Here is a 24,709-nt window from a genome sequence, read left to right as displayed (position 1 = left end):
CCGGGACATGAAACCGCACGGGCTCTTCCTCCGCGGGATCGGCGTGCACCTGCCCGAGGGCCGGATCACCGCGGACGAAGCGGTCGCGGCCGGGTACTGCGGCGCTGAGCAGATCGCGCACAGCGGTCTGCTCAGCGTCGCCGCAGGCGACGGCACGAGCGGTGTCGACATGGCCGTCGCGGCTGGCCGCGAAGCGTTGTCCGACGCCGATGTGAAACCAGGAGATCTCGACCTGCTGGTGCACGCGACGATGCTCCCGGAAGGACCCGACGGGTGGTCGCCCGCCGGGTACGTGCTCCGCGAACTGGGCTGCGATCCGGGGCCCTGCCACGAAGTCCGGCAGGGCTGCAACGGGATGTTCGCCGCGATGGAGCTGGCCGCGGGATGGCTGGCGCTGTCCGAGCACGCCGCCACCGCGCTGCTCACCACCGCGCTGCGGGGCGAAAGCCCGCTCATGGACCGGTGGCGCAGCGCGGGTTTCGGGATGCACGTCGGCGACGCCGGGTGCGCGGTGCTGCTGGGACGCGAACACGGGATCGCCAGGGTGGACGCCGTCTGCTCCACCACGTTCCCCGAACTGGAGGGCCTGCACCGCGGTGCCGCGCCGCCGTCGGAGGAGACCGCCGTCCGCGACGGGCCGATCGACGTCGTGACCCGGTCCGGCGAATTCGTGGCCGCGGCGGGCTACGACCCGTTCGAACTGCGGCGGATGTTCACCGCGATGTACTTTTCCGCGGCGCGGCAAGCGATGGCCGAGGCCGAAGTGGACGCGGGCGAGCTGGCCAGGGTGGTGTTCGTCAACGCGGGCGCGCCGTTCGTCGACCTCGGCATCATGCAGCCGCTCGGCCTGCCGATGGCGAAGTCCACTTGGGACTTCGGCCGCACGGTCGGGCACCTCGGCGCGTGCGACCAGGTCGTGTCGCTGCACCACCTGCTCGCCACGGGCCAGCTCTCGGCGGGCGACCGGGTGCTGATGGTCGGCGGCACGCAGGGCTACAACGCCGCGAGCGCCGTGCTGACCGTCACGACGGAACGCTGATCTCCGCGCAGCCGAACATCAGCGACGGGAAAACCCGCAGCCACAGGAACTTCCGCCGGAACGTCCATTCAGGAGCGACCGCTTCGACCGCCGAACGCAGCCCGTCGTAGTAGGCGGCACGCATGTCGTAGACGAAGATCCGGCCGCCCGGCCGGACCACCCGCCGCAGCTCGCGCACCACGTCCGGCAACGCGGCCCAGTGATGGAAGCTCATCGTGGACACCACCACGTCGAACGAGCCCGGCTCGAACGGCATCCTGGCGGCCTGCCCCACCGCGAAGTCCACCCTGCCCGCGAAACCGCGCCTGCTCGCCGCTTTCGCGGCGTAGTCCACCATCGCGGCCGACGGGTCCACTCCGGACACCCGCAGATCCGGGCGCGACCGCGCGATCCGCAGCGCGAGCGTGCCCGGCCCGCAGCCGATGTCCAGCACCGCACCGGATTCCGGCGCCGCCGAGCGCGCGTGCGCGGCCGCCCTGGTGTGCAGCCCGCTGAACGGGATGGTCAGGCGCCGCCGGTAGGCGTTCGGCTCCTGGTAGAGATGCGACATGGGCGGAATCCTCCCGTGGTCGATCGCCGTGCCGCCACGGCCCTAGCCCACCGGCTACCCCAGCCGTACAGCTCAGGTGGCCCGGTTGGGGATTTCTCACTCCCCTGGCACCGATCAGGATCGCCAGTAGCACGGTGAAGCAACCGTACGCCACGCAGAAGGGCTTGGGGATGGCTGTGGAATTCGACGTAGTGGTCGTGGGCGGCGGACCGGCCGGTGCCACCACCGCCGGGTTGCTCGCCCAGCGCGGGCACCGGGTGCTGGTCCTCGAGCGCGAACTCTTCCCCCGGTACCACATCGGCGAGTCGCTGATCACCGGGATGCTCTCGGTGTTCGACGAGCTCGGCGTCACCGAACGCCTGGAACGGGTCGGTTTCCCGCGCAAGAACGGGCTCAGCATCGTGTGGGGCAAGAACCGCGATCTGTGGAACGTCAACTTCGCCGAGATCGACGGCCCGTACGACTACTCGTTCCACGTGCGCCGGGCCGAATTCGACGAGATCCTGCTCGACCACGCGCGCGAACTCGGCGTGACCGTGGTCGAAGAGGCGACCGTCAAAGAACCGCTTCTCGAAAACGGCAGGGTGACCGGTGTCCGCTACGAAGCGGGCGGCGAGACCACCGAAGCGCGCGCCCCGCTCGTGGTCGACGCGTCCGGGCAGTCGAGGGTGCTGTCCAGGAAGCTGACCACCATCGAGTGGGCCGAAGACCTGCGCAACCTCGCCTACTGGACCTACTTCGAGGACACCGCGGACCTGCCCGACGGCCAGCTCGGCAACATCCTGGTGGAGCGGGTGTCGCACGGCTGGTTCTGGGCGATCCCGGTGGAAACCGAAACCCGGCGGCTCAGCGTCGGTTACGTGACCCCGACCGCGAGCCTGGTTTCCGGCGGTCCGTCGATCGACGAGCTCTACGAAGCCGGTGTCGCGGAAAGCAAGCAGCTGAAACGCCTTCTGCTCGGCGCGAAGCGGGTCGCCGAGTTCCGGTCCACACGCGACTGGTCCTACCGCTCGGCCGCGGTCACCGGGCCGGGCTGGCTGTCCACAGGGGACGCGAGCGGGTTCATCGACCCGTTGTTCTCCGGCGGGGTGTGCCTGGCCGTGCTCGGTGCCGACGCGGCGGCCAAGGCCGTCGACACGGTGTTGCGCAGGCCCGATCTCGCCGATCGCGCGCTGGCCGCCTACGCCGCGGGCGTGCACAACATGGTGTCGAGCTTCCTGGACTACGTGCGGTTCTTCTACGACCCGACGCGTGATCGCGAAGACTACTTCGAGCAGGCGCGGTCGATGGCCGATTTCAACGAGCGGTACCCCAACGCGCGCGAAGCGTTCGTCGCGGTGATCTCCGGCAGGCTCGCGATGTCGGAGCTGTTCCGCATCCCCGGCGCGGAAGAGGAGCCCGCGCTCACCGGGACCGTCGAACCGTGATCGCCGCGACGGCGGTGTCGGCCTCGGTGGCGCAGCCGCCGCCCCCGATCGCGGCCGATTCGCTGTGGCTGTTCCTGCTGCAGGTCGGCGTGCTGCTCACGCTCGCGCTCCTGTTCGGCAGGCTCGCGGTCCGGTTTTCGCTGCCACCACTGGTCGGCGAGCTGGCCGCCGGTGTGCTGCTCGGCCCGTCCCTGCTCGGCGCGGCGATCCCCTCGGTCACCTCGTGGCTGTTCCCGCCGGACGCCCAGCAGGCACACCTGCTGGACTCCGTCGGCCAGGTCGGCGTGGTGCTCCTGGTCGGGTTGACCGGACTGACCCTCGAACTGGGTCAGCTCAGGGACCAGGTGAAACCCGCGTCGTCGGTCGCGGTGTGCGGGGTGCTGCTCCCGATCGGCGGCGGCGTGCTCGCCGGCTACCTGATGCCCGACCGGTTCCTCCCCGGCGGCGTGGACCGCACCGTGTTCGCCCTGTTCCTCGGCGTCGCGATGGGCGTCACCGCGATCCCGGTGATCGCCAAGACCCTCGCCGACATGAACCTGCTGGAAACCAGGGTGGGCAAGCTGATCCTCACCGCGGGCGTGTTCGACGACGCGATCGGCTGGCTGCTGCTCTCGATCGTCTCGGCGATGGCGGTGGCCGGTGTGCACCCCGGTTCGGTGCTGATGTCGATCAGCGTGCTGCTCGGGTTCCTGCTCGCCGCGGGACTGGTCGTCCGCCCGCTGGTGCGGCTGGCGCTGACCAGGGCGAGCCGGTCGAGCGGTCCCGGCCCGCTGATCGTCACCGTGGTCGCCGTGGTTTCGCTCGGCGCGGCGGCGAGCCAGGCGCTCAAGCTGGAGGCGGTGTTCGGCGCGTTCGTCGCCGGGGTCGTGGTGGGCAGCTGCCCCGGGCTCGACCGGGCGCGCCTCGAACCGCTGCGGATCATGGTGATGTCCGTGCTCGCCCCGCTGTTCCTGGCCACCGTCGGCCTCCGGGTCGACCTCACGAACCTCGCCGACGCCGCGACGCTGGCGATGGCCGCCGTGGTGCTGCTGGTCGCCGCGGCGACGAAGTTCGGCGGCGGGTACGCGGGCGGCCGGATCGGCGGGCTGGCGCACTGGGACGCGCTGTCGGTCGGCGCGGGCCTCAACGCGCGGGGCGTGGTCGGGGTCGTGGTCGCCTCGGTCGGGCGCGGCCTCGGGCTGCTCACCCCCGGCATGTACGCGACCGTGCTGCTGCTGGCGATCGCGACCTCCCTGATGGCCCCGGTGGTGCTCCGGTCGACCATCCGCCGATCCACCGCGAGCGCAGTCGATCGACCGTCCACTGTGGAGGAACACGCATGAAGAAGCTGAGGGCCGCCGTCGCGGCGGCCGTCCTCGTGACCGGCCTCGTGCCCGCCATGCCCGCCGCCGCGCAACCCGGCCTGCCGTGGGCGCCGTGCGCGGAGGCGGACCTGGCCAAGCTCGGCCTGGACTGCGCCACCCTGGCCGTGCCACTGGATCACGCGCGACCGCACGGCCCGACCGTGACACTGGCGCTGAGCCGCAAGAAGGCCGCCGCGCCGAAGGGCGTGCTGGTGGTCAACCCCGGCGGCCCCGGCATCACCGGGCGCGCGGTGGCGGGCACCGTCGCCGGTGCGATGCCGCCGGACCTCGTCGCGAGCTACGACATCATCGGCATCGACCCGCGCGGAGTCGGCGCGAGCACGCCGTCGATGAGCTGCGACAAGGATTACTTCGCCCCGCCGTGGCCCGATCCGGTGCCGTCGAACGCGGGCGAGGAACTGCGCCTGCTGTCCCGCCCGCTGGCGTACACGATGAAATGCGCGGCGAAGTACGGCTCGTTGCTGCCGCACATGAGCACCGAGGACAGCGCGCGCGATCTCGACGACGTGCGGCGCGCGCTCGGACAGCCGACCATCGACTACCTCGGTTACGGCTACGGCACCTACGTCGGCTCGGTGTACGGCACCCTGTTCCCCGGGAAGCTGCGCCGGGCGGTGCTGGACAGCGTCGCGCGCCAGGACGCCGACTGGTACCGGCACTACATCGAGCAGGAGGACCCCGGTTTCGACGCCAGGTCGAAGGACTTCTTCGCCTGGGTCGCGGGCAAGGACGACGTCTACCACCTCGGCACCGCGCCGGAAACCGTGGCCGCGGCGTACTACGGCGCGCGCGGCGCGGTGAAGGCCAAGCCCGCGGGCGGGGTGGTCGGCCCGTTCGAGTTCGAGGCCACGTTCCACAACGTGGCTTGGGAAAGCGGGTTGTGGCCGTTCCTCGCGAACACCCTCGCGGCCTTTCACCACGGCGACGAAAAGGCCGTCGTGACCGCGTACCAGGCCATCGCGGCACATCACGGCGACAACGACTACGCGGTGTTCACCGCCGTGCAGTGCGCCGACACCGCGTGGCCGCGCGATTGGCGCCAGTGGCACGACGACGCCACGAAGCTGCACGCCACCGCCCCGTTCGCGACCTGGAACAACACCTGGTACCTCTCGCCGTGCGCGTTCTGGCCGCGGGCGCCCCGCACTCCGGTGCCGATCACCGGTGCGGGCCTGCCACCCGCGTTGATCGTGCACGCCACCGACGACATCGCACTCGCCTATCGCGACGCCCAGCGGCTCCACGCGACCTTGCCCGGTTCCCGGCTGGTCACCGAGCAGGGCGGCTTGAACCCGGCGGTGACGTTCCTGCGCGGGAACCCGTGCGTCGACGCCCCCGCCGCCGCGTACCTCGCCACCGGAAAGCTCCCGGCGGCCGACCTGAGCTGCCCGGCCCCCATCGGGTGAAAACGCCGTTCTCCGTTCCCGTGCCCAACCTTTCGCGTGCCCGCCCTGTCCTGGGTGGTGTGTCGATCGCGGGAGGTGAGGACGGATGCGGTGTGGTGCCGTTGTCGTTGGGCTGGTGTGCGCGGGGCTGGTGGCCTCGTGCACGAACGGCTCGGAGCCGCCGCCGGAAGTCGCGGGATTACCCGCGCAGCGCCCGAACTCGGTGGAGGAGTTCGAGCGCACGGCGGGCTCCCCGCCGGTGTGGCTGGGTTCCGAGCTGACCGTTCAGTCCTATGAGGACGGTCAAGGCCGGCTCGACGGCCCGTTCTTCGCCTTCGGGGTGGAAGCCTTCGCCGTCGGCAAGGCGATCAAGGGACCGGTGGCGGCGTCGGGCATCGGCGAGCGGCGGGCCGAACCGGGGCAGGAGCTCGTGGTCGTCGCCGCCGACTCGCGGGTGCGAGCCGGGCAGTGGGTGCCGGACGAAGACGATCCGAAACCGAAAGCGGAGCTGGTGGTCGGCGGCGCGCCCACCGCGCTGCACCGGATTCCGCTGACCCCGCCGAAAAGCGGCGTCGACGTCAAGCTCGACAGCGCGGTCGTGGTGGCCAGCGTGCCCGCCGGGGCGCCGGTGTCGATCAGGGTGACCGACGCCGGGCGCACCCAGACGATGGACCTGCGCACCGGCCGCAGGGGGCCCGACGCGATCGCGGGCTACTACCGCAGGAACTCCGCGGAACTGACCTGGACGGGCCATCTTTCCGGCGGGATCTCCACGCCGCTGGGCGGCGGCCGCACCCCGGTGGAGTTCGCGGCCGGGTTCAAGACCATGGATCCCGCGCACCTGACCGACAAACCCACCGCGACGCTGGCGCCCTACACCCCGCGGCGCGGCTGGGCACCGCCCGGCGGGGCGTGGCTGGTGGTGCCGAGGCCGGTCGTCTCCCGGCCGTTCGATCCGTTCTCACCGCTCTTCGACCTCGCACTCTCGGATCCGGCGGTGTTCTCGCTCCGGCTGCCCGACGGGACCGCGATCCCCGCTGAACCGGGGAGCACCACGATGAGCACGGAGGTGCTCGGGCCCTGGCCGCTCAAGTCCGGCGGGCTGATGACGTTCGCCGTCCCGGCGGAGTTCCAGCGCGGCACGGTGCGGGCGAGCATCGGCGCGGCCGAGGTGACCGCCACCCGCCTCAAGAAGAAGGCGGCGGGCAGCTGGTCCCCCGCACCGGCGCCGTTCGACATCCCGGTCGACCTGGGATGACCGTCCTAATGCGACTTTTCTGGAGGGTAAGAAACTTGTCTCAGAACGGAAAACGGAAGATACCGCGGCGGGCTGCCGCAGCGGGAACGGCGTTCGCCATCAGCCTCTCGCTGTGTTCCTGCTTCGCCCAGTCCTCGGAGGACGCGAGGAGGTGCGGCGAACTGGGCTCGGTGGTGCGAACGGCGGCGAAAGACGTGGCCGACGCGCGGACCGTCTCCGGTGACCTGACCGGGCTGACCGGGAAGCTGCGCGAAATCGGCGGACGCCTCGAGAGCGGGGCCGCCGCGGTGAGCGACCAGGAACTGCGCGGCGCCGCGCTGGCGGTCGCCGGGGACCTCGAACGGCTGGGCGACGGGCCCGCGGCACTGCGGGGCCTTACCGGACTGTCCCGGTTGCGGGAGGCGGTGGACCGGAAATGCCCGGCGTGACCGCCGTTCTCCGACGGGGAGGCTTCGCGGTACGGACGACCGCAGCGGTCTGGCTCGCGACCGTGGTGCTGGCGACCGCGTGCCTGCTGCTGTTCCCGTGGTGGCGCGGGCAACTGCTGATGTCGTTCCCCGGGGACCGCTACCCGACGCCGGGCGGGATGGCCGCGACCTACCTGATCGGCATGGCCGTCGGTACCGGGTGCGGGGCCGCGCTGCTCGTGACGGGGCCCGCGGTCATCGCCCGGTTCGCCCGTGACGGCGAGCGGGCGCGGAAGCTCGTGGCCGCGAACCGGTGCGCGGCACTGGTCTGCGCCACCGGAATGCCGGTTTTCCCGTTCGCCAAGGTGTTCCTGGTGAACCCGGCGGGCACCGCGATGGCCGTGCCCGGCGCCGTGTTCGCGGTGTGGGTGCTGCACCGGCTGCCGAGGTTCCGGCGGATCCCGCTGCGGTTCTCGCTGCTCGCGTTCGGCTGGGGTGTGACGTTCGCGTTCACCTTCGGCTGCCTCGCCCAAACCGCCCACAGCGCGCTCGCGCTCCGGTCCCTGTCCGACGACTGGGTTCCGGCGGACCTCGGCGCGCAGCCCGCGTCGATGGTGCTCGCGGCCCCGTTGTGGGAGGAATGCGCCAAGGCGGCCGGTGTGCTCGTCGTCTTCCACCTGCTCCGCCGCCGGTTCGACGGCGTGCTGACCGGTGCCGTGCTCGGCGGGATGACGGGCGCCGGGTTCAACTTCGCGGAAACCGCGCGGTTCGCCATGGCGAACTTCGACCAGGCCGCGTTCCACGTGTGGGTGCGGCAGTGGGCCGGCGGGGTGCTGTTCGGCCACGTCCTGTTCACCGGCCTGTTCGGGGCCGCGGTGGGACTGGCGAGCCGGTACGGCGGGTGGGCGGGGCGCGTCGTCTGCGTCGCGGCCGGGTTCGCGACGGCCGTGCTCGGGCACTTCTTCTGGAACTTCGCGTCCTTCAACGGCGGCATGCCGTGGCACGGCGGCAGCCAGGAAGCCGAAGTGCTGCTGGCGATGCCGTTGAACTACGCGACGCTGAGCGGGCCGCTGCTCGTGGTCGTCGGCGTGGCGCTGTGGCTGGGCGCGCGCCACGAAGCACGGGCGCTGCGGGCGGTGCTGCTCGTCGAATCCGCCACCGGGCTCGGGGCCGTCACGCGCGCCGAACTCCCGGTGCTGTCCCATCCGCGGCTGCGGATCGCCGAACGGCTGCGGGCCTGCCAGCGGTACGGCGTTCGCGGCTATGTCCACTTCGGACGGTTGCGGGACCGGCAGCTCGAACTGGCCGCGACGAGATGGCGGCTCGCGCGCGACCCGGATCCGCGCCCGCCCGCGAGCGAACGCGCGCTGCGGACCGAGATATCCGCGCTGCGGCAACGGTGCACGGGGGAGGGACTGACATGTTCTGGCGGTTGATGATCATCATCGCGGTGGCGCTCGGCCTGCCGCTCTGCGTTCCCACCGCGGCACTCGCCAGCCAGTGCGGACAGGTCAGCTACGGCGCGGCCGACCTGTCCGGGTTCGGCTGCGGCGACATCGCCGCACTCGGGGCATACACCCTGCTGGGGCTGGCGATCGCGGCCGACATCGCCTACGCGATGTGGCTCCTGTTCCACTCGCGGCTGACGAACAACCTGCCACCGCTGGACGGCCCGAAGCGGAAGTCGCGCGGGACCACGAGCAGCCGGGAAGCCGGGGTCGAGGACGAGATCGAAAGCACGGAGAAGAAGGGAAGCGGGTCGGGCACCCTGGTCAAGTTCCCCGAGACGTTCGAGGACGCGCAGAGGGGGTTGACGCGGAAACCGGGCGTCAAAGGCGCCCCGGTCCAACCGGCCGGGCCGCATCCGGCCGCGCACGACCAGCCCGCGGCACCGGCGGATTTCACCTCGTCGGTCATGGTCGTGACGGTCAGCGGTATCTGCGCCGTCAAGAAGTGGCAGTCCATCAAGGACTTCTTCGGAGGAGGGCCACGATGACCGCGATGCCGTCCCGGCCGCTGATCCGGGAACTGCTGGTGTGCGCCGACCTGGCCGGTTCACTCCGGCGGCACCGGCCAGGCGAGAACGCCGAGTTCGCCACGCTCGCTTCCGCCGTGTTCACCGTGCTGGCCGCGCGCCGGTTCGCGATGCCGGGCGACCGGCGGATCCCGGCGTTCGTCGACTCCGCGCCGGCCTGGGCCGGGACGCACCAGCGGATCGACGCCACCGCGGCGGTGCGCTTGATCCGCGCGACGCTCGGCGCGACGGCGCTCCTCGACGGCGTACCGGCGGACTCGGTGACCGTGCTGCACATCCTGCTCTCGCGCGCGATCGTCGCCGAGCACGGAGCCACGGCCGTCCAGATCGACGCGGTGCTCCACGCCGCGGAGGCGCTCGCCACCGAATCGGGGGCGAGGTGACGAGCCTGCCGCCGGTGCCGTCCTGGACGGAATTCCTCGACCTCGCGCGGGCACCCGATTCCATCCCGGACGGGGCGGGCCGCCACGGGGATTCCCGGTGGGCCGGCGCGTCCTGGGACGAAGCACTCGAACTCGCCGCGGCGGGCTGGACGCGGGCACTGCCCGAAGTGGACGTCGGCATCGCCGCACTCCGCGAACGGTCCGGCGACGGCCTCCGCTCCACGACGCTGCTGCCGTGCTGGGACGTCACCGGCGGCGAGGTCGACGTCGGCGCCTACCTCAGCGGGGTGCCGGAGTGCATGGTCGACGCCGTCCCGTCCTGGACCTCGGCGCGGGGCAGGGTGGTCACCTTCCTGGTCCCCGCGTCCTGTTCGCACACCGTCGCGCACCGGACGATCCGGAACAGGGGGATCGCGCTGGCCGCGTTGTGCACGGCGATCATCGAAGCGGGGCACAGCGTCGAGATCTGGTCCGGTTTTTCGGCGCGGGTCGGGCGGGAGCGGTTTTCCGCGGTGGCGAAGGTGATCCCGGCCGGGGAACCGCTCGACGTCGGCAGGCTCCTGTTCGCGATGGCGCATCCCGCGATGCTGCGCAGGCTGTGGTTCGGCGTCTGGGACAGCTCCGCCCGCCGCTCGGCGGCGTTGCTGAAACGGTCGCGGTACGGGATCCCGCACCCGTCCCGTGCCGAGGACCTGGCGGAGGACATCGCCGATCCGTACGTGTTCCCGAACCTGGACCGGCACGACACCCGCTGGGCCACGCTCGACTCGGCGCGGACGTGGTGCGAAGACCTGTTCCGCGGGCTGGGCCTGCTGAACTGAAACGCTTCCCTGCCCGGCGGCGTCAAGGAGGTGGACGCCCCGGCCCCGGCCGCGGGAAGAACGCGGACGGTAACCTGTCCACCACTCGACTCAGGAGGAAAGTTCGGCATGGCAGACCGGTCGGGGGACGGTCACGGTCCGCTGGGGCGCGCCGTCGTCCGCGTGCTGGGCCCGGACGGCACGGTGGCGGGCGCCGGCTTCCTGCTGGCACCGAACGTCATCGCGACGTGCGCGCACGTCGTCACCGCCGCGGTGGGCGGCGACCCCGCGAACTGGGAGCGGCCCTCGGCGGCCTGCACGGTCGACTTCCCGCTCGTCACCGGGCCGGGTTCCCGTGCGAAGCGGTTCTCCGCCGCGGTGGTGACCTGGCTGCCGATCCTGCCGGACGGCACCGGTGACATCGCGCTGCTGGAACTCGCCGAGCCCGCCCCGGACGCGGCGCAGGTGCCACCGCTGGCCAGGGTGGAAAGCGCCTGGGGGCACGAATTCCGCGTGCTCGGGTTCCCCGGGGACTTCCCCGACGGCGTCTGGTCGTCGGGGGTGTTCCGCGATCTGCAGGGCACGCAGTGGCTCCAGCTCGAAGGCACGCCCGGCGAGCAGCCGATCGTCGGCGGGTTCAGCGGTTCCCCGGTATGGGACTCCGACGCCAGGGCGGTCGTCGGGATGACCGTCGCCGCGCACGCCGGCCCGCTGGTGGCCACGGCGTACCTCATCCCGATCGAGCGCGTCTTCGGCACCGATCCCGGCCGGGTGCCGAACCCGTACCGCGGCCTGGAACCGTTCGACGAACGGCACGCGGACTTCTTCTTCGGCCGCGAGGACGATCTCCAGCGGCTCTCCGACGCCGTCGCGCGCAGGCCGCTGGTCGCGGTGATGGGGCATTCCGGGACCGGCAAGTCCTCCTTGATCCGCGCGGGCATGCTGCCGCGCCTGCGGGCCGCGGGCGCGGCGATCGTGCCGTTCCGGCCGATGCCCGGTGTGACGGGCCCGCTTTCGCTCGCGCTCGCCATGGCCCGGCTCCTGCACCCTGACCTGCCAGCCACCGACCAGTTCCGCTGGGCGCAGGCGCTGGCCGTGCGGCTGCCCACCGATCCGGGGGCGGTGCGGTGGCTGGCGAACGCGTTGCTCGAAGCCGGTCGCGAAGCGGGGATGGTGCTCTTCCTCGACCAGTTCGAGGAACTGGCCGCCGAGGACCTCGACGCGGCCAAGGAGTTCCTGCGGCTGCTCGTCCGGCTGCTCGGCGCCGGCGGGAGCGTGCCGCTGCGCGTACTGGTCACGCTGCGCTGGAACGCGATGGGCGATCTGCTCACCGAGGACACCAAGGACGCGCTCGGCACCGCGATCGTCACGCTCGCCCCGATGGGACCGGCGCAGCTGCGCGCGGCGATCGTCGGGCCGTCGACCAGGGCGCCCGGCCTGTACTTCGAGGACGGGCTCGTCGACCGCATCCTCGACGACGCCGGTGCCGAACCGGGACAGCTGCCGCTGGTGGAATCGCTGTTGACGCAGCTGTGGGAAGAACGCGACGGCGGGTTCATGACCACGGCGGCCTACACCGGGATCGGCGGGGTCGCCGGCGCGGTGACCCGCGCGGCGGAATCCGCGATCGCCGAGTTCGTCGGCAGGGGCGAAGTCGAGTTCCTGCGCCGCTTCTTCACCCAGCTCGCCCGCCCCGACGGCGAGCAGTTCTCGCGCCGCGCGGTCCTGATGGCCGCGCTCGACCCCGGCCTGCGGCGCCTCGCGCACCACCTGGCGAAGAGCAGGCTGGTCGTGGTCGGCCAGGGTATGGACGGCGAGCCGCACGCCGAACTGGCCCACCAGGCGCTGATCGACCACTGGCCGCGGCTGCGCGGCTGGCTGGAGGACGATCGCGCGTTCCTGCACTGGCGCGATCACCTCGACCAGCAGATCACGCGCTGGGCCGCGGCCGACGGCGCGCGGGACCTGCTGCCGCGCGGAGGTTCCCTCTCCGAGGCGCGGAAGTGGCTCGGCGAACGCGGCGCCGAACTGACCGCGCGGCAACGGGATTTCATCAGGGCCGGGTCCCGCCACCGGCGCTGGCGGCTGGCCGCGGCGACCGGTGCGGCCGTGCTGGTGGTGGCCGCGACGGTGGTGGTCACCACGGTCGCGGTGAACCAGACCCGGCGCCCCGGCGGGGATGCCGCACCCGCCGCCGGAGGTGGCCTGCCGAGCAGCAGTGCCGCGCCGCCCAGCCCGAGCACCGGCACCCCGTCCTCCCCGCCCCCGAGCACGTCCGCGAGCCCGCCGCCGTCTTCCCGCGTGGCGCCGCCCAGTTCGGCCAGCAGCGCACCGCCGCCCCCGCCACCGTCGACCGGCCCGCCGTCGCTGGTGCCGGGGCCCGTGCCGCCGTCTGTCAGCGCGCAGTGCCGCGAGCTGTACGTCTGCTTCTGGCAGGGGCCCGACTTCACCGGTGAGATGGTCGCGATGCCGATGGTTCATTCGAGCGGTGCCACCTGCCACCCGTTGAGCTTCACGGCCCGCTCGATCTACAGCCACGCCAACGAGAACCAGGCGGTCTACGCGGGCGGCACGTGCGCGAAGGAGGAAAGACAGCCCGTGGGAATGGGAATGGGTTATCCGAACGCGACCGTCCGGTCGTATCACCATTCCTGAGTGCCGGCCCAACCTTTCCGGCGCACGAGCGGTCGGTACCGGTGTCCGGCCGAGCGACGCAAAAGGACCCGTGATGCGCGAAAGCACCCTTGCCGAGGTACGCCGATCCGCGAAGGAAGCGGCACTGGAAGCCGTGCGAGTGCACGAAAAACTCGTCACGGATGTCGCTCGCGAAACCGCGACCGAGGCGGCGGCCGCGATCGCGCGCCGGGTTTCGGACCGGATCGAGCGCAACGACGCTTCGGTGCGCCGGATCGCGGCCGCCACGGCCAAGGGGACCTTCGAAAAACTGCTGTCCGGGTGGCAGCCCGATCGCAGCGAAACCGAGGTGCGCGCGGCGAAGGTCGCGGAAACGACCGCGAAGGAACTGCTGCGGGACTGCGCCGGGCGAATGCGCGAAGTCGCCCGTGACGAAGCGGCGAAGGTGTGCGCCGAGGAGTCACCGAGGATCATCCAGGTCGACGGGCACCGGCCGGACCCGGCCGAGGTCTCCGGTGACACCCACGCCGTGCTGCCCGATCTCCTCCTCGCGCTGCGCGCCCGCTGCCACGTCCTGCTGGTCGGCCCGGCTGGCACCGGCAAGTCCACGATGGCCGAACAGGCCGCGGAGGCGTTCGGGCTCGCCTTCCACGCGTTGTCACTGGGCCCGACCACCCCGATGAGCAAGGTCTTCGGCTACTTCGACGCGCACGGCCACTATCACGACACCCCGTTCCGGCGTGCCTTCGAACACGGCGGGCTGATGCTGCTCGACGAACTGGACAGCGGGCACCCCGGCCTGCTCGCGGAGCTCAACCAGGCGCTCGCGCTCGGGGTCTGCGCGTTCGCCGACGGCATGGTGACCGCGCACCGGGACTTCTGCCTAGTCGCCACCGGGAACACCTACGGCACCGGCGGGGACCGGCAGTACGTCGGCAGGCAGGCGCTGGACGCGGCGACGCTCGACCGGTTCGCGGTACTCGAAGTCCAGGTCGACGAGCGGCTGGAACGCCGGGTGGCACTGGCTCAGGCCCCGTCGCGGCAGGCCGAAGCGGTGCGGATCCTCGAAGAGGTGCGCGGGCTGCGGGCCGCCGCTACCGAGAAGCGGCTACCGGTGATGTTCTCGCCGCGTGCGAGCATCGACGCGGCGAAGCTGCTCGAAGCCGGGGCCACCCTGGCGCAGGCGAGGGCGTGGCGGGTGGTCCGCGGGATCTCGGCGGCGCACCGCGAAGCCCTCGGCCTGGATCACCCGATCGAGTGACCCAACTTTTTTCGCCGAGCCGGGGTCCCACTCGATATGAACACCACAGTGCTGCCCCAGAACCAGCTCGGCGAGGAAAGGCCCGGCATGACCTTCGACGACCAGGCGGCCGGGCACGACGACGCGCTCAGCGCGCTCATCGGCGCGCTGCTGCGGGACTTCGCGGCGGCGCCGGGCCGGTTCGCCGTCCCGGCGCCGCGTGGCGGGATCACCAGGGTCTCCGGGTCCACCACCGCACCGGACGGCGGAGCGCGGTTCACCGGGATGCTGGTCGAACTCTTCGACGGGTCGCGGGAAGCGTTCACCAGCTACGCCCGCGAGCACCTCAGCGACAACCGGGCCGAGGCGGAGGACGTGGTGCAGACGGCGTTCATGCGGGTGTTCGCGCGCAAGCCCGAGATCACCGAACCGGAGTCGCTGCGGGCCTACGTGTGGACCTCGGTCAAGAACGCCACCAACGACGCGATGCGGCGGATGATCGTCACCCGCGAACGCGTGGAAGGCGACGGGGACGACAAGATCGCCGTGCTCCGCGAACGGGCCGGGCTGGCCGTCGACGAACTGGTCCTGCTGCGGCAGTACCTGCTCCGGCTGCTCGACGCGCTGCAGCCGCGCGAACGCGAAACCGTGGTGCTGCACGGTTTCGGCGGGTACACCTACAAGGAGACCGCCAAGATCATGGGGATCACCGAAGGGGCCGCGAAGAAGAACGTGCACACCGCGGTCAAACGGATCGAGGCGTTCTTGAAGACCGCGCCATGAGCGCCCGCACACCGGAGCCCGGCGACGAGTTCTCCCTGTCCGATCCCGCGTACCGGCAGCGGCTGTTCGGGATCGCGTTGCTGCTGCTGGGAAACACGGCCGCGGCGCAGGAAGCGCTGCACGCCGCCGCCTGCCGGGTGCGCCTCGCCGCCGAGCAGCCCGGCACGGATCCCGCACTAGCCCTGCCCCGGTCCCTGATCGCCGAGATCCGCGCGCGGCCGTTCTGAAGCACCCCAACCATTCCCGGCGGGACGGGGTCTTCACCGGGGACAGCGAAACGACGTTCTCAGGTGGCCCCCATGACCAAGCAGTACCGCATCGCCCGCCCGTTCTCCTCCGCCCGGTTCGGCCTGTTCTGGCTCGGCATCGCGCTCGTGCTCGGCGCGGTGTTCCTGCTCGGCGCGCTCGGCGTCCTGCTCGACCAGAAGTGGATCACCGCGCTCGGGACCGCGCTGCTCATCGGCGGTCCCGCCGCGGCCATCCGGCGCTACCAGCGGGAAAACACCGTGCTGTACCTGCACCCCGGCAACCTCGGCATCGGCCGCTGGACGGTTCCGTGGGACGCCGTCGAGAAGATCGTGCTCGACCACGACCGGTCGCCCGGCTCGCCGGACACCATGGTCATCGGCGTGCGGCTGCGTTCGCGCCAGGCCGTCCCGGCGGGGATCCGGGCGGGGCAGCTGGACCAGACCACCCCGAACCGCCCGGTGGTCCGGCTCGAAGCGCGCCGCTCCCGCGTCCACGAGGACCTGCTCGCGCGGACGCTCGAGAAGATCGGCCCGTCGCACGTGACCCTGATCAGCAGGACCGGCGGCGCGGACACCACGCTCGCCGACCGCCCCTGACAGTCCACTATGGACTTCCAGCCGCGGTGTCGCCGCCCGGGTCCCCGCGCGCACGCCCCGAAAGTGGCTTTCAGGGCATCTACCGCCCCGAAGGCCACCTTCGGGGCGTTCAACGGGCCCCGCTAGAAAGAGACGCGTTGCGTGTCGTCGGCTCTGGCCACCGAGTCCTGGTCGAAGAACTTCTTGTAGTCGGCGCGGATCTCCTCGATCTCGCCGTCGGCCTTCCGGTTGCCCAGCGGGTAGAACAGCACGACCACGTACGTCGTCTCCTTCACGATCTCCGCCCCGCGTTTCCACTGCCCGGTGGCGGTGAACTTGGTCAGGCCGTCCGGGAAGGCGGGCGTGATCTCCTTGTCCACGAAGTTCTCGAAGTCCTCGGGGGTGACCACGCCGCCCGTCGGCTTCTCGGTGCCGAAGTACAGCTCCGTCCGCTTGGACGGCGTGCCGACCGCGGCGGCGGGTTCGGTGGCTGGTTGAGCGGTGGCCGAGGCGGAGGCGACACCGCCGCCCAGCCCGATCACCAGTGCCGCCGCGGCGGCGGACGCGGTCCTTCGCGACTTCTCCATGACGGTCCCCTTTCCTTGTCCCCCAAGGAAAGTACGGGACATCGCGACGGAAGCGCAGCACCCGTTCGACGGTCACCCGGACAGCAGGACCAGTGATCCGCGTCCCATGGTAGTTGCAATACGATACAGGTCTGTATTGTAACTACCATGGGATCGGAAGGCACCGCGCGACCCCCTGGCAGGCCGCGCAACGCGCGAGCGGACGAGGCGATCCTCACCGCCGCGATCGATCTGCTGCTCGAACGCGGCGTCGCCCAGGTCAGCGTCGAACAGGTGGCGCGGCTCGCCGGGGTCACCCGCGCCACGGTGTACCGCCGGTTCCCCGACCTGACCGCCTTGCTGGTGCGGGCGATCGAGTGGGAATACCGCGACGCGGACGAGGCCGCGCCCGAGTGGCCGGACGTCGAGGCCATGGTCGCGAGCTGGGCCGTGCAGCTCGGCGGCCCCCGCGACCGCAAGCTGATGCGGCGGCTGTACGCCACGGTCGACGACTACCCCGAGCTGCTCCGGACCTACGCGGAGACCCGCGGCCGCGGCGGAGCGGAGGCGGTGCGCGCCACCCTCGACCGGGCGCGGCGCGCCGGGCAGTTCCCGTCGCAGGTAGATCCCGTTGTCCTGCAACAGATTCTCAGCGGCGCGGCGCTGCTCTACGTGAGCGTCCACCCCGACACCAGCGGTGAGGACGCGATCAGGGCGTACTTCATCGACGTCCTCAGGCAAGCCGGTTACCGGCAAGGAGCACAGCACGATGACTGACGCGAAGCGGATCGTCGTGGCGGGTATGCCCGCCGCGGGCCATTTCAACCCGAGCCTGCCGATCGTGCGCGAACTGGCGCGCCGCGGCTTCGAGGTCACCTACTACACCAGCGACGACTTCCGCGCGCGGGTCGAGGAGGCGGGCTGCGAATTCCGCACCTACCCCGCGGGCACGCTCGGCCCCGCCGACATCGCCGAGGCCACCCGTAACGGTGGCCCCGTCAGGGTGGTGGCCAGGGTGCTGACGGCGACCGAAGCGCTGCTGCCCCTGCTGCTGTCCGATTTGGACACCCGGCGTCCCGACGCGATCGCGTTCGACTCCAACGCGATCTGGGGCCGGATGGCCGCGGCACGCCTCGGCCTGCCGATGATCTCGCTGATGACGACCATGCTGATCGGCGGCAAGGCCATGGCACGCCTGAACGCGCGGGAATGGCTCCACTTCCTCGGCGAGGCCATCCCCGGCGTGCCCGCGGCGCGCTCGGCGAAGCGCCGCGTGGTGCGCCAATTCGGGAAGGACGCCTACCCGCCCGCGCCGGGCCTGCCGATGCGCGGCGACGTGACCGTCTTCCCGGTGCCGCGCTGGATGCAGTCGCCCGATCCGCGCATAGACGACGGCTGCCACTTCGTCGGGCCCACGATCCGCCCGCCGCGCGAAGACGCCCCGCTCGACGACGAACTCGCCGCCTTCACCGACGGTCCCGAACCGGTCGTCCTGGTGTCGCTGGGCACCTTGCACGCCGGAAGCGACGCGTTCTTCCGCGCCTGCTTCGAGGCCTTGGGCGGGCTGCCCGCGCGGATACTGCTCGTGGCCGGCTCGCACACCGACCCGGCACGGCTGGGAAAGCCCCCGGCGAACACGCTGATCCGCGCTTCGGTGCCCCAGCTGGAAGTGTTGCGCCGCGCCGCCGCGTTCGTCACGCACGGCGGGATGAACAGCGCGCTGGAAGGACTCGCCTGCGGGGTGCCGCTGGTCGTGGTGCCCCAGCAGGTCGAACAGCTCGTGATCGGCGAGGCCGTGGCGGGCCGTGGCGCCGCGACCGTGCTGCGGCACAACCTGTCGAAGCGGCCGGTCCCGGTCGCGGAGCTGCGAGCCGCCGTCGAAAACGCCCTGTCCGGTTCTTCTCCGCGCGAAGCCGCGCAAGCGATCGGCGCTTCCCTCGGCGAAGACGGCGGGGCGCCCGCGGCGGCCGAGGCCATCGAGGACTACCTCAGGACCCGCCATCCGGGCTGACAGTTCGGTGCCGGGGCGGGTCCGCCGCCCCGGCACCGGCCCCTAACTCTTCGCCGCCGCTTCCTCTCGGCGCGCGAAGTCCAGTTGAGCGCTCGGTTCGAGCCGCGGAACGACCAGGGTGCTCAGCAGGTTGCGGCCGGGGTGGTCGAGTTCGGCCAGCGGCAGCGTCTCGATGGCCGCCGTCATGGCCCGCGCCCCCGTGCCGGATCCGGTGTGGACGAAGCGGACCTGGTGCCCGCCGGGGTAGTACCGGAGCAGGTGGTCGCGAAGGGCGGACACCGCCGAACTGGTCGTCATGGTGTTGGTGCCGACGTCCGGGCCGGTGCTGACGTCGAAGATCGGCGCCTGCGGGAGCATCAGCGCGGCGCTGGTGTCCGGCGCGATGCCGAGCTTGACGAACGCGGTGGCCTCCCACACGGAAAACCCGAAGAACGGCTCGATGTTGAGATCCGCCCAGATACCGTCGAAACAGGACACCGCGTTGGTGACGTGCACGGTGAGCCCGCGGCGCGGGGCCTCCTCGAGGATGCGGTGCGGCACGAGCGCGCCGACCATGGAACTGCCCCCGGTGGCGAGCGCGACCGGCGCGTCGGTGGCGGCGGCGTCGAGCACCAGGTCCAGCCATTCCCGGTAGGTCTGGCGCCGGTTCTTCTCCGGACCGTAGTGCAGGTACAGGTTTTCCATCTCCGGGATGCCGAACTCGGGCGCGTGCAGCGGCGGGATGCCGAAGATCCGCTTGCAGCGCTTGAGCACCGCGAGTGCTTCCAGCGTCAGGTCGTTGGGCATCCGCATGCCGTAGCCGACGAGGTGGATGTCCGCCTCCGGCACGGTGAGGTTCCACGGGACCTCGACGACGCCGGGGTGGGAAGGGGTTTCTGACATGGCTTCCTCTCGGAGGTGGTGGTCACGGCTCGGCCCATTCGCGGACCTCGCCGAGTGCGACGGGCAGCGTGTCGCTGACGTCGACGGTGAACCGGAACGCCCGCCTCGCGCGGCGGTCGTTCTCCGGGTCGAAGAACCGCAGTTTCACGTCCCAGCAGTCGCCGCCCGGCCGGCCGAACGGGCTCGGCGTGACGGTGACACCGTCGAAGGCGAGCCCGGCGGCCAGCGCCGCGTCGAAGATCCGCGCGGCTTGGAAAGCGTTGGCAGCGGCGAAGTTCAGCGCCCGGTCCGCCGAGGTTGCCCCGGCGTTGCGCAGGTCGTGGTGGACGCGGTCGAGGAACTGGCGCAGCGCCACGCGGGACCCGCCTGGCAGCACCGCCGCGGCGAGCCGGTTGACCTCCCAGCCGTGCACGCCGCTGAGCCGGTCGAGTTCGAGCACCGGCACGGACTGCCCGGAAAACAGCCGCGCCGTCCGCCCGTCGTGCGCGCCGGGAAGCACGACCCGCTCGACGAAACCGTCGCTGGACGGGGCTTCGAGCTGCCCCCGCAGCAGGCGGGCCAGCACGGCGTACCCTTCGGCCGCGTGCGGTCCGGTCGGCTCGATCGCGTAGATCGGGGTCAGTTCCTGGTGCAGCGTCCAGGTCAGCGCCTTCGCCTCGGTCGGGTGCGCGGCGAGGTGCTCGGTCATCTTCCTTGCGTCGTAAGGGTTCGCCGGTGCCATCAGCTGCTGGAAGGAATCCCGGCGGGCTTCGGTCTTGAAGTCGTAGCCGAGTGTCCCGATCGCGTACACCGGGTTCCGCCGCCGCGCCGACAGGACCACTTCGGGCCGCGCACCGGCGAGCGCGAGCCGGGTGGCGGCGGGCACGTCGAGCTTGCCCGCCAAGCAGCGAGCGGGCTCGCCGTGGCTGTCCGCCCCGCCGCACGAACGCGCGCTGGCGAGCAGCGCGTCGCGGACGGCGAGCGGATCGGGTGGCAGCCCGCGCCGCTGGCGAAGGCTCGCCAGCAGCGCGGCGACACCGGTGACGATCGGCGCGGCGACGCTGGTTCCTTTGTGGACGGACGTGCCGCCACCGGGCGCGGCCGCGGTGAGATCGCCGCCAGGCGCGGCGATCCCGTGCCCGCTATAGCGTTCGCCCCAGTTGCTGAACCGGAACATCACGCCGTCGTCGTCGAGCGCGCCCACGGCGAGCGCCTCCGGCAGCACCGCGGGCGCGACGTAGTTCCCGCCGTAGTCGTTGCCCGCCGGGGCCACCACGAGCACGCCCGCTTCGTACGCCCGTCGCACGGCACCGGCGAGCAACGGGTCCGCGTCACCGGATCCGGTGGGGTGGGACGCGGCGAAGTGCACGATGTCCGCCCCGGCTTCGACGAGGGTTTCGATCGCGCGGACGGCGTTGACCGGGTCCAGGAGTGTCGGCTCGTCCCGCAGCGCGGGGACGAGCAGCCCCCGGCACCGCGGCGCCATGCCCCGCACCGGGCCACCCGGCTGTCCGAAAAGGACACTCGCGACGAAGGTGGCGTGCTCGGGAAGCCCGTCCACCACCGGCACGCGCGGCAGCCAGTGCGGTTCCAGCACGGTGAGGTCGGCGCCGTCGAAGCACGGATGGGACAGCTCGGGCGGCCCCTCGACGAGCCCGATGGTGACGGCCGGGTCGCCGAGGGTCTGCGCCCAGAGCTCTCCGACGCCGGGGATGGCGGCGATCTCGGCCACGGCGTCAGGCCCAGATCCGCCCGGCCCTGGTGTCGCCGCCCGACGGCGGCGGCGCGGACGGCGCTGCCGAGAACATGCGAAACCACATGGCGTAGTCCGCGAGGCCGGTGTCCAGCCTGCGCTCGGGCGGGATGCGGACCGGCCGGTCGAGCCGGTCCGCCAGCGCCACGGCCGCTTCCACCTCCTCGATGCTCACCTGCTCCCCGGCGGGTTGTTCCGGTTCGGTGCTCACGGCGGGTTCGCTCGGCGCTTCGACGCGCCGCCGCGCCGCGGGCGGACGACGCCTCGGCGTCTTCGGATTCGGCATGACGCTTCACTCCTGGGGAATTGCTTGTGCTTTGGTAAGCGGCGGAGCCGCTTGAGCGGGCAAGCAACTTGCACCGCCACCCGCACCGCCACGCAAACCGACCACTGTCAAGTGTTTCGCGGGAACGAGGACCGCATTCGCTGGTAGGTCGGGTCCAGCCAGCGTTGGGGGTCGTTGAAGTTGGCTCCGTGCATGAGGCGCAGGCGCATCGCGATCAGTTCGTCGGGTGTGCCGTGCACGACGTCGACGCAGCGGTGCGGCTCCACCAGTTCCGGGCGCCGGACCGGCGCCACCTGCGGGGGCGCGATTCCCGGCCGCGCGGTCACGTCTCGGCCCATTCGCGGACGTCGCCGAGGGTGACCGGCAGGAGATCGCTGACGTCGATGGTGAACCGGAACGCCCGCTTCGCGCGGCGGCTGTTCTCCGGGTCGAAGAACCGCAGCTTGACGTCCCAGCAGTCGCTGTCCTGGCGGCAGAACGGGCTCTTCTCCACGGTGATCGTGTCGAGCGCCATCTTCTCGGCCAGCGCGGTGGCGAAGGTGTGCGCCGCCTGGAAGGCGTTGGTGGCGGCGAAGTTCAGTGCCCGGTCGCGCGAGGTCGAGCCGAGGTTGCGCAGGTCGTAGTAGACCCGGGTGAGGAACTGCCGCAGCGCCTGCTTCGTCGCCTCGTCGTCGCTCTCGCCCGGCACGGCTTCGGCGGCGTCGACCGCGGATTCGGTGAGCCGGTTGACCTCCCAGCCGTAGAGCCCTCGGCGCTGTTCCAGCTCGATCACCGGGACCGACTGCCCGGAGAACAGCCGCACGGTCCGGCCGCTGTACCGCCCCGGCACGGCGACGCGCTCCAGGAAGTCGTCGCTCGTCGGCGCCGCCACCTGCCCGCTGAGCAGCCGGGCCAGCAGTTCGTACACCTCCGCCGCGTACGGGCCGACCGGTTCGATCGCGTAGATCGGGGTCAGCTCCAGGTTCAGGGTCCAGATCAGCGCGCGGGCCTCCGACGGGTGCGCGAGAAGGTGGTCCACCATCTGCCGCGCGTCGTAGGGGTTCGCGGGCACCACGGTCCCGTCGGCGGCGACGGGCGCCATCAGCTGCTTGAACGAGTCGCGCCTCGCCTCGGTCCCGAAGTCGTAGCCCAGCACGCCGATCGCGTACACCGGGTGCTCCGCGGGCGAACGATCCGGTTCCGCGGACATCACCACCGCGGGCTTCCGGCACGAGTCCGGCGCGGTCCCGTCGCATCCGCAGCCGCACGATTCCTTCGCGGGCTCGGGGATGACGATCGGTTCCGGCGAAGCGCTGGGAACGAGGAGCTCCGGCGCGGCGGGCTCCTGGCGGGGTTCGCCGCCTGCCACGTCCGCCGCGGCGGGTTCTGGGGGCGTCACACTCATCGAGCTCGTCACAGTCTCTACCGCTCTTTCTATGTTCAACTTCCCGGTCAGGAATCGTTCGCACGCCGCCGAACCGCTGGGGTCGCACGGGTCGGCGCTGTCCAGCAGCGCGGTGCCGACGGCGAGGGGATCCGGGCGGAGGCCCGCCCGGTGTTGCAGGCTCAGCAGCAGCGCGGCCACCCCGGCCACGATCGGCGCGGCGAGGCTGGTGCCGGTCGCCCGGTCCGTCCGGCCGCCCGGTCTCGCGCCGAGGATGTGCTCTCCCGGCGCGACGATGCCGTGGCTCCGGTACTCGGCGCCCCAGTTGCTCATCGCCATCGGGACCCCGCGGTCGTCGAGCGCGCCGACCGCGAGGACGCCGGGCAACGCGGCGGGGACATGCGCGCAGAAGCAGCCGTCGTTGCCCGCGGCCGCCACCACCAGCACGCCGCGTTCGGTGCAGTACCGCACCGCGTCGGCCAGCGTCCGGTCCGCCTCGCCCGATGGGGAAAGCTGCCCGCCGCTGATGTTGACCACGTGTGCGCCCGCCTCGACCGCCAGCTCGACACCGCGGGCGAGTTCGAGCTGCGAGGTCCGGCCCTTGCGCTGGGAAAACGCGGGAACGGACAGGCCGCGACAGCGGGGCGCGACCCCGGTGACCGGCCCGCCGTGCTGCCCGAAGAGCACGCTGGCCACGTGCGTGCCGTGCACCGCCTTGTCGCTGTCGAGCCCTTCTTCCGGCCAGATCCCGGCCAGGCGGGTCAGCGCCGCCCCGTCGAAGGCCGGATGGCCGAGGTCGACCGGCCCGTCGACCACCGCCACGCACACGTCCTCGTCGCCGAGGGTCCGGCGCCACAACTCGGCCAGCCCCGGAATACCGGGCACCTCGCACACTTCGCTCACCCTTCCGCGGTTCTCCCGGCCCTTTCGGGCCTCGGGCGGGGAAGTGCCGGGCCGCGCGGCCCGGCACTTCGACGGCGTGGTTACTCGTCGTCGTCCGCGGCGAAGCTGATGGTCACCGGGCCGATGGTGAGGATCGACAGCTCGGCGCCGTCGGCCGTCTCGGCGGCGGTGCCGACCGGCTGCCTCGTCACCGGCGGCGAAAGCTGCGGGGCGACGGATTCCATCAAATTCTCGGTCATGCCTACTCCCTGGTTTCTCTTGTGAAAAAGGTTCACGGAAATGACTTGGCGGCAGGTGCCCGGCACCGGAGACGGGGCCGGGCCAACCTCGTCCACCCGGATTGATCACCATGCCCAATTCGACGGAATAATCGCGGACCACGTCGGCGGAAAAGACCACCCTTCCCCCGGCGGTCACACGATTTCCCTTGCCATGCCCAAAATCTGACCGCGCGCCAACGACAACCACGGGCGGATCCCGCGCACGCATCAGCCACACCCCTCCCCTCTCCGGGATTTTTTCGACCAGCAGGCAATTGGCGCCGGAAACCCCGGAACGCAATTGGTCCAGGCCATTCTGATCGCGGTGAATTCGTCCGCCGAATCAGCTTAGAGAGCCGCGCGAAAAAACGGCAATCCGCTGAACGGGCAGGACGGCGACTCCTCGATCGTGTGCCGCGAACTACGACCGGTGACAATTCCGCGCACCCGCGCGACCAGGGGACACACCAGCGGGCGCCGATTCTCGTTCTTCAATAACCGGCAACGAGGCGGGCGCTCTCGTGCGCCCGGAAACGCACGACGAAACACCCATCCCATCAGTCCACAATGGACACAA

Annotated in this window: 25 protein-coding genes; 17 read left to right on the top strand and 8 right to left on the bottom strand. The window is 71.6% G+C overall.

All coding sequences use genetic code 11. The features are described from left to right. Window positions 1-7: 7 nt before the first annotated feature. Complete coding sequence (locus HUW46_RS29690) at window positions 8-1,039, top strand: ketoacyl-ACP synthase III family protein (protein WP_215542078.1); 1,032 nt, start codon at window positions 8-10, stop codon at window positions 1,037-1,039. On the opposite strand, the gene HUW46_RS29685 is transcribed toward HUW46_RS29690, so the two are convergent. Beyond that, a complete protein-coding gene (locus tag HUW46_RS29685; RefSeq protein ID WP_215542077.1) occupies window positions 1,023-1,589 on the bottom strand; it encodes a class I SAM-dependent methyltransferase in 567 nt (188 codons plus the stop codon). The genes HUW46_RS29690 and HUW46_RS29685 overlap by 17 nt on opposite strands. A gap of 170 nt (window positions 1,590-1,759) precedes the next feature. Here HUW46_RS29685 and HUW46_RS29680 point away from each other — a divergent pair, with 170 nt between their 5' ends. The 14 genes from HUW46_RS29680 (at window position 1,760) to HUW46_RS29615 (ending at window position 16,150) form a co-directional block, all read left to right on the top strand. Then, entirely contained in the window at window positions 1,760-3,016 is a 1,257-nt protein-coding gene (locus tag HUW46_RS29680; protein WP_215542076.1) for an NAD(P)/FAD-dependent oxidoreductase, read from the top strand. After that, window positions 3,013-4,338 carry a cation:proton antiporter gene (locus tag HUW46_RS29675; RefSeq protein WP_254125014.1) on the top strand — a complete coding sequence of 442 codons (1,326 nt, stop codon included), beginning with the start codon at window positions 3,013-3,015 and terminating at the stop codon, window positions 4,336-4,338. The genes HUW46_RS29680 and HUW46_RS29675 overlap by 4 nt, the downstream gene beginning before the upstream one ends. Next, window positions 4,335-5,786, top strand: coding sequence for an alpha/beta hydrolase (locus HUW46_RS29670; RefSeq protein WP_215542075.1), 1,452 nt, complete (start codon window positions 4,335-4,337; stop codon window positions 5,784-5,786). The genes HUW46_RS29675 and HUW46_RS29670 overlap by 4 nt, the downstream gene beginning before the upstream one ends. An 85-nt stretch (window positions 5,787-5,871) precedes the next feature. After that, window positions 5,872-7,023 carry a hypothetical protein gene (locus tag HUW46_RS29665; RefSeq protein WP_215542074.1) on the top strand — a complete coding sequence of 384 codons (1,152 nt, stop codon included), beginning with the start codon at window positions 5,872-5,874 and terminating at the stop codon, window positions 7,021-7,023. A gap of 170 nt (window positions 7,024-7,193) precedes the next feature. Continuing rightward, a complete protein-coding gene (locus HUW46_RS29660) occupies window positions 7,194-7,451 on the top strand; it encodes a hypothetical protein (protein ID WP_215542073.1) in 258 nt (85 codons plus the stop codon). After that, entirely contained in the window at window positions 7,448-8,866 is a 1,419-nt protein-coding gene (locus tag HUW46_RS29655; protein WP_215542072.1) for a PrsW family intramembrane metalloprotease, read from the top strand. The genes HUW46_RS29660 and HUW46_RS29655 overlap by 4 nt, the downstream gene beginning before the upstream one ends. Continuing rightward, entirely contained in the window at window positions 8,851-9,426 is a 576-nt protein-coding gene (locus HUW46_RS29650) for a hypothetical protein (RefSeq protein WP_215542071.1), read from the top strand. Before HUW46_RS29655 ends, HUW46_RS29650 begins: the two co-directional genes overlap by 16 nt. Continuing rightward, complete coding sequence (locus HUW46_RS29645) at window positions 9,423-9,848, top strand: hypothetical protein (protein WP_215542070.1); 426 nt, start codon at window positions 9,423-9,425, stop codon at window positions 9,846-9,848. Before HUW46_RS29650 ends, HUW46_RS29645 begins: the two co-directional genes overlap by 4 nt. 14 nt (window positions 9,849-9,862) lie before the next feature. Further along, on the top strand, window positions 9,863-10,669 hold the full coding sequence (locus HUW46_RS29640; protein ID WP_215542069.1) for a DUF7192 family protein: 807 nt from the start codon (window positions 9,863-9,865) through the stop codon (window positions 10,667-10,669). A 108-nt stretch (window positions 10,670-10,777) separates the two neighbouring features. Beyond that, window positions 10,778-13,303 (top strand): nSTAND1 domain-containing NTPase, encoded by a 2,526-nt coding sequence (locus HUW46_RS29635; protein ID WP_215542068.1) that lies wholly within the window; start codon window positions 10,778-10,780, stop codon window positions 13,301-13,303. Window positions 13,304-13,376: 73 nt separating this feature from the next. Beyond that, window positions 13,377-14,543 carry an AAA family ATPase gene (locus HUW46_RS29630; RefSeq protein WP_215542067.1) on the top strand — a complete coding sequence of 389 codons (1,167 nt, stop codon included), beginning with the start codon at window positions 13,377-13,379 and terminating at the stop codon, window positions 14,541-14,543. 36 nt (window positions 14,544-14,579) lie between these two features. Beyond that, window positions 14,580-15,305: an RNA polymerase sigma factor gene (locus HUW46_RS29625; protein ID WP_215542066.1), complete on the top strand. Its 726-nt coding sequence runs from the start codon at window positions 14,580-14,582 to the stop codon at window positions 15,303-15,305. Beyond that, a complete protein-coding gene (locus tag HUW46_RS29620) occupies window positions 15,302-15,532 on the top strand; it encodes a hypothetical protein (RefSeq protein ID WP_215542065.1) in 231 nt (76 codons plus the stop codon). The genes HUW46_RS29625 and HUW46_RS29620 overlap by 4 nt, the downstream gene beginning before the upstream one ends. A gap of 72 nt (window positions 15,533-15,604) precedes the next feature. After that, window positions 15,605-16,150, top strand: coding sequence for a hypothetical protein (locus HUW46_RS29615; protein WP_215542064.1), 546 nt, complete (start codon window positions 15,605-15,607; stop codon window positions 16,148-16,150). Between the two features lie 122 nt (window positions 16,151-16,272). Here HUW46_RS29615 and HUW46_RS29610 read toward each other — a convergent pair whose 3' ends face one another. After that, entirely contained in the window at window positions 16,273-16,716 is a 444-nt protein-coding gene (locus HUW46_RS29610) for a DUF3574 domain-containing protein (RefSeq protein WP_215542063.1), read from the bottom strand. Between the two features lie 147 nt (window positions 16,717-16,863). On the opposite strand from HUW46_RS29610, the gene HUW46_RS29605 reads away from it, so the two are divergent. Both HUW46_RS29605 and HUW46_RS29600 read left to right on the top strand, forming a co-directional pair. Then, the gene (locus HUW46_RS29605) at window positions 16,864-17,472 is read left to right on the top strand and encodes a TetR/AcrR family transcriptional regulator (protein WP_215542062.1); all 609 of its coding nucleotides are present in this window, start codon (window positions 16,864-16,866) and stop codon (window positions 17,470-17,472) included. Next, a complete protein-coding gene (locus HUW46_RS29600) occupies window positions 17,465-18,706 on the top strand; it encodes a macrolide family glycosyltransferase (protein WP_254125012.1) in 1,242 nt (413 codons plus the stop codon). The genes HUW46_RS29605 and HUW46_RS29600 overlap by 8 nt, the downstream gene beginning before the upstream one ends. Window positions 18,707-18,748: 42 nt before the next feature. Here HUW46_RS29600 and HUW46_RS29595 read toward each other — a convergent pair whose 3' ends face one another. The 6 genes from HUW46_RS29595 to HUW46_RS29570 all read right to left on the bottom strand — a co-directional run bounded on the left by HUW46_RS29595 (window position 18,749) and on the right by HUW46_RS29570 (window position 24,111). Continuing rightward, the gene (locus HUW46_RS29595; protein WP_215542061.1) at window positions 18,749-19,588 is read right to left on the bottom strand and encodes an SAM-dependent methyltransferase; all 840 of its coding nucleotides are present in this window, start codon (window positions 19,586-19,588) and stop codon (window positions 18,749-18,751) included. Between the two features lie 22 nt (window positions 19,589-19,610). Beyond that, window positions 19,611-21,299 carry a S8 family serine peptidase gene (locus HUW46_RS29590; protein WP_215542060.1) on the bottom strand — a complete coding sequence of 563 codons (1,689 nt, stop codon included), beginning with the start codon at window positions 21,297-21,299 and terminating at the stop codon, window positions 19,611-19,613. A 4-nt stretch (window positions 21,300-21,303) separates the two neighbouring features. Continuing rightward, window positions 21,304-21,606 carry a hypothetical protein gene (locus tag HUW46_RS29585; protein WP_215542059.1) on the bottom strand — a complete coding sequence of 101 codons (303 nt, stop codon included), beginning with the start codon at window positions 21,604-21,606 and terminating at the stop codon, window positions 21,304-21,306. A 107-nt stretch (window positions 21,607-21,713) separates the two neighbouring features. Beyond that, window positions 21,714-21,944: a cyanobactin biosynthesis system PatB/AcyB/McaB family protein gene (locus HUW46_RS29580; RefSeq protein WP_215542058.1), complete on the bottom strand. Its 231-nt coding sequence runs from the start codon at window positions 21,942-21,944 to the stop codon at window positions 21,714-21,716. Further along, on the bottom strand, window positions 21,929-23,872 hold the full coding sequence (locus tag HUW46_RS29575) for a PatA/PatG family cyanobactin maturation protease (RefSeq protein WP_215542057.1): 1,944 nt from the start codon (window positions 23,870-23,872) through the stop codon (window positions 21,929-21,931). Before HUW46_RS29575 ends, HUW46_RS29580 begins: the two co-directional genes overlap by 16 nt. Before the next feature lie 80 nt (window positions 23,873-23,952). Next, the gene (locus HUW46_RS29570) at window positions 23,953-24,111 is read right to left on the bottom strand and encodes a hypothetical protein (protein ID WP_215542056.1); all 159 of its coding nucleotides are present in this window, start codon (window positions 24,109-24,111) and stop codon (window positions 23,953-23,955) included. Between the last annotated feature and the right edge of the window lie 598 nt (window positions 24,112-24,709).

The sequence above is a fragment of the Amycolatopsis sp. CA-230715 genome (assembly GCF_018736145.1).
GTDB lineage: Bacteria > Actinomycetota > Actinomycetes > Mycobacteriales > Pseudonocardiaceae > Amycolatopsis.
Note: the sequence above shows the minus strand (reverse complement) of the source record. Positions and strands in the feature narration are given on the sequence as shown.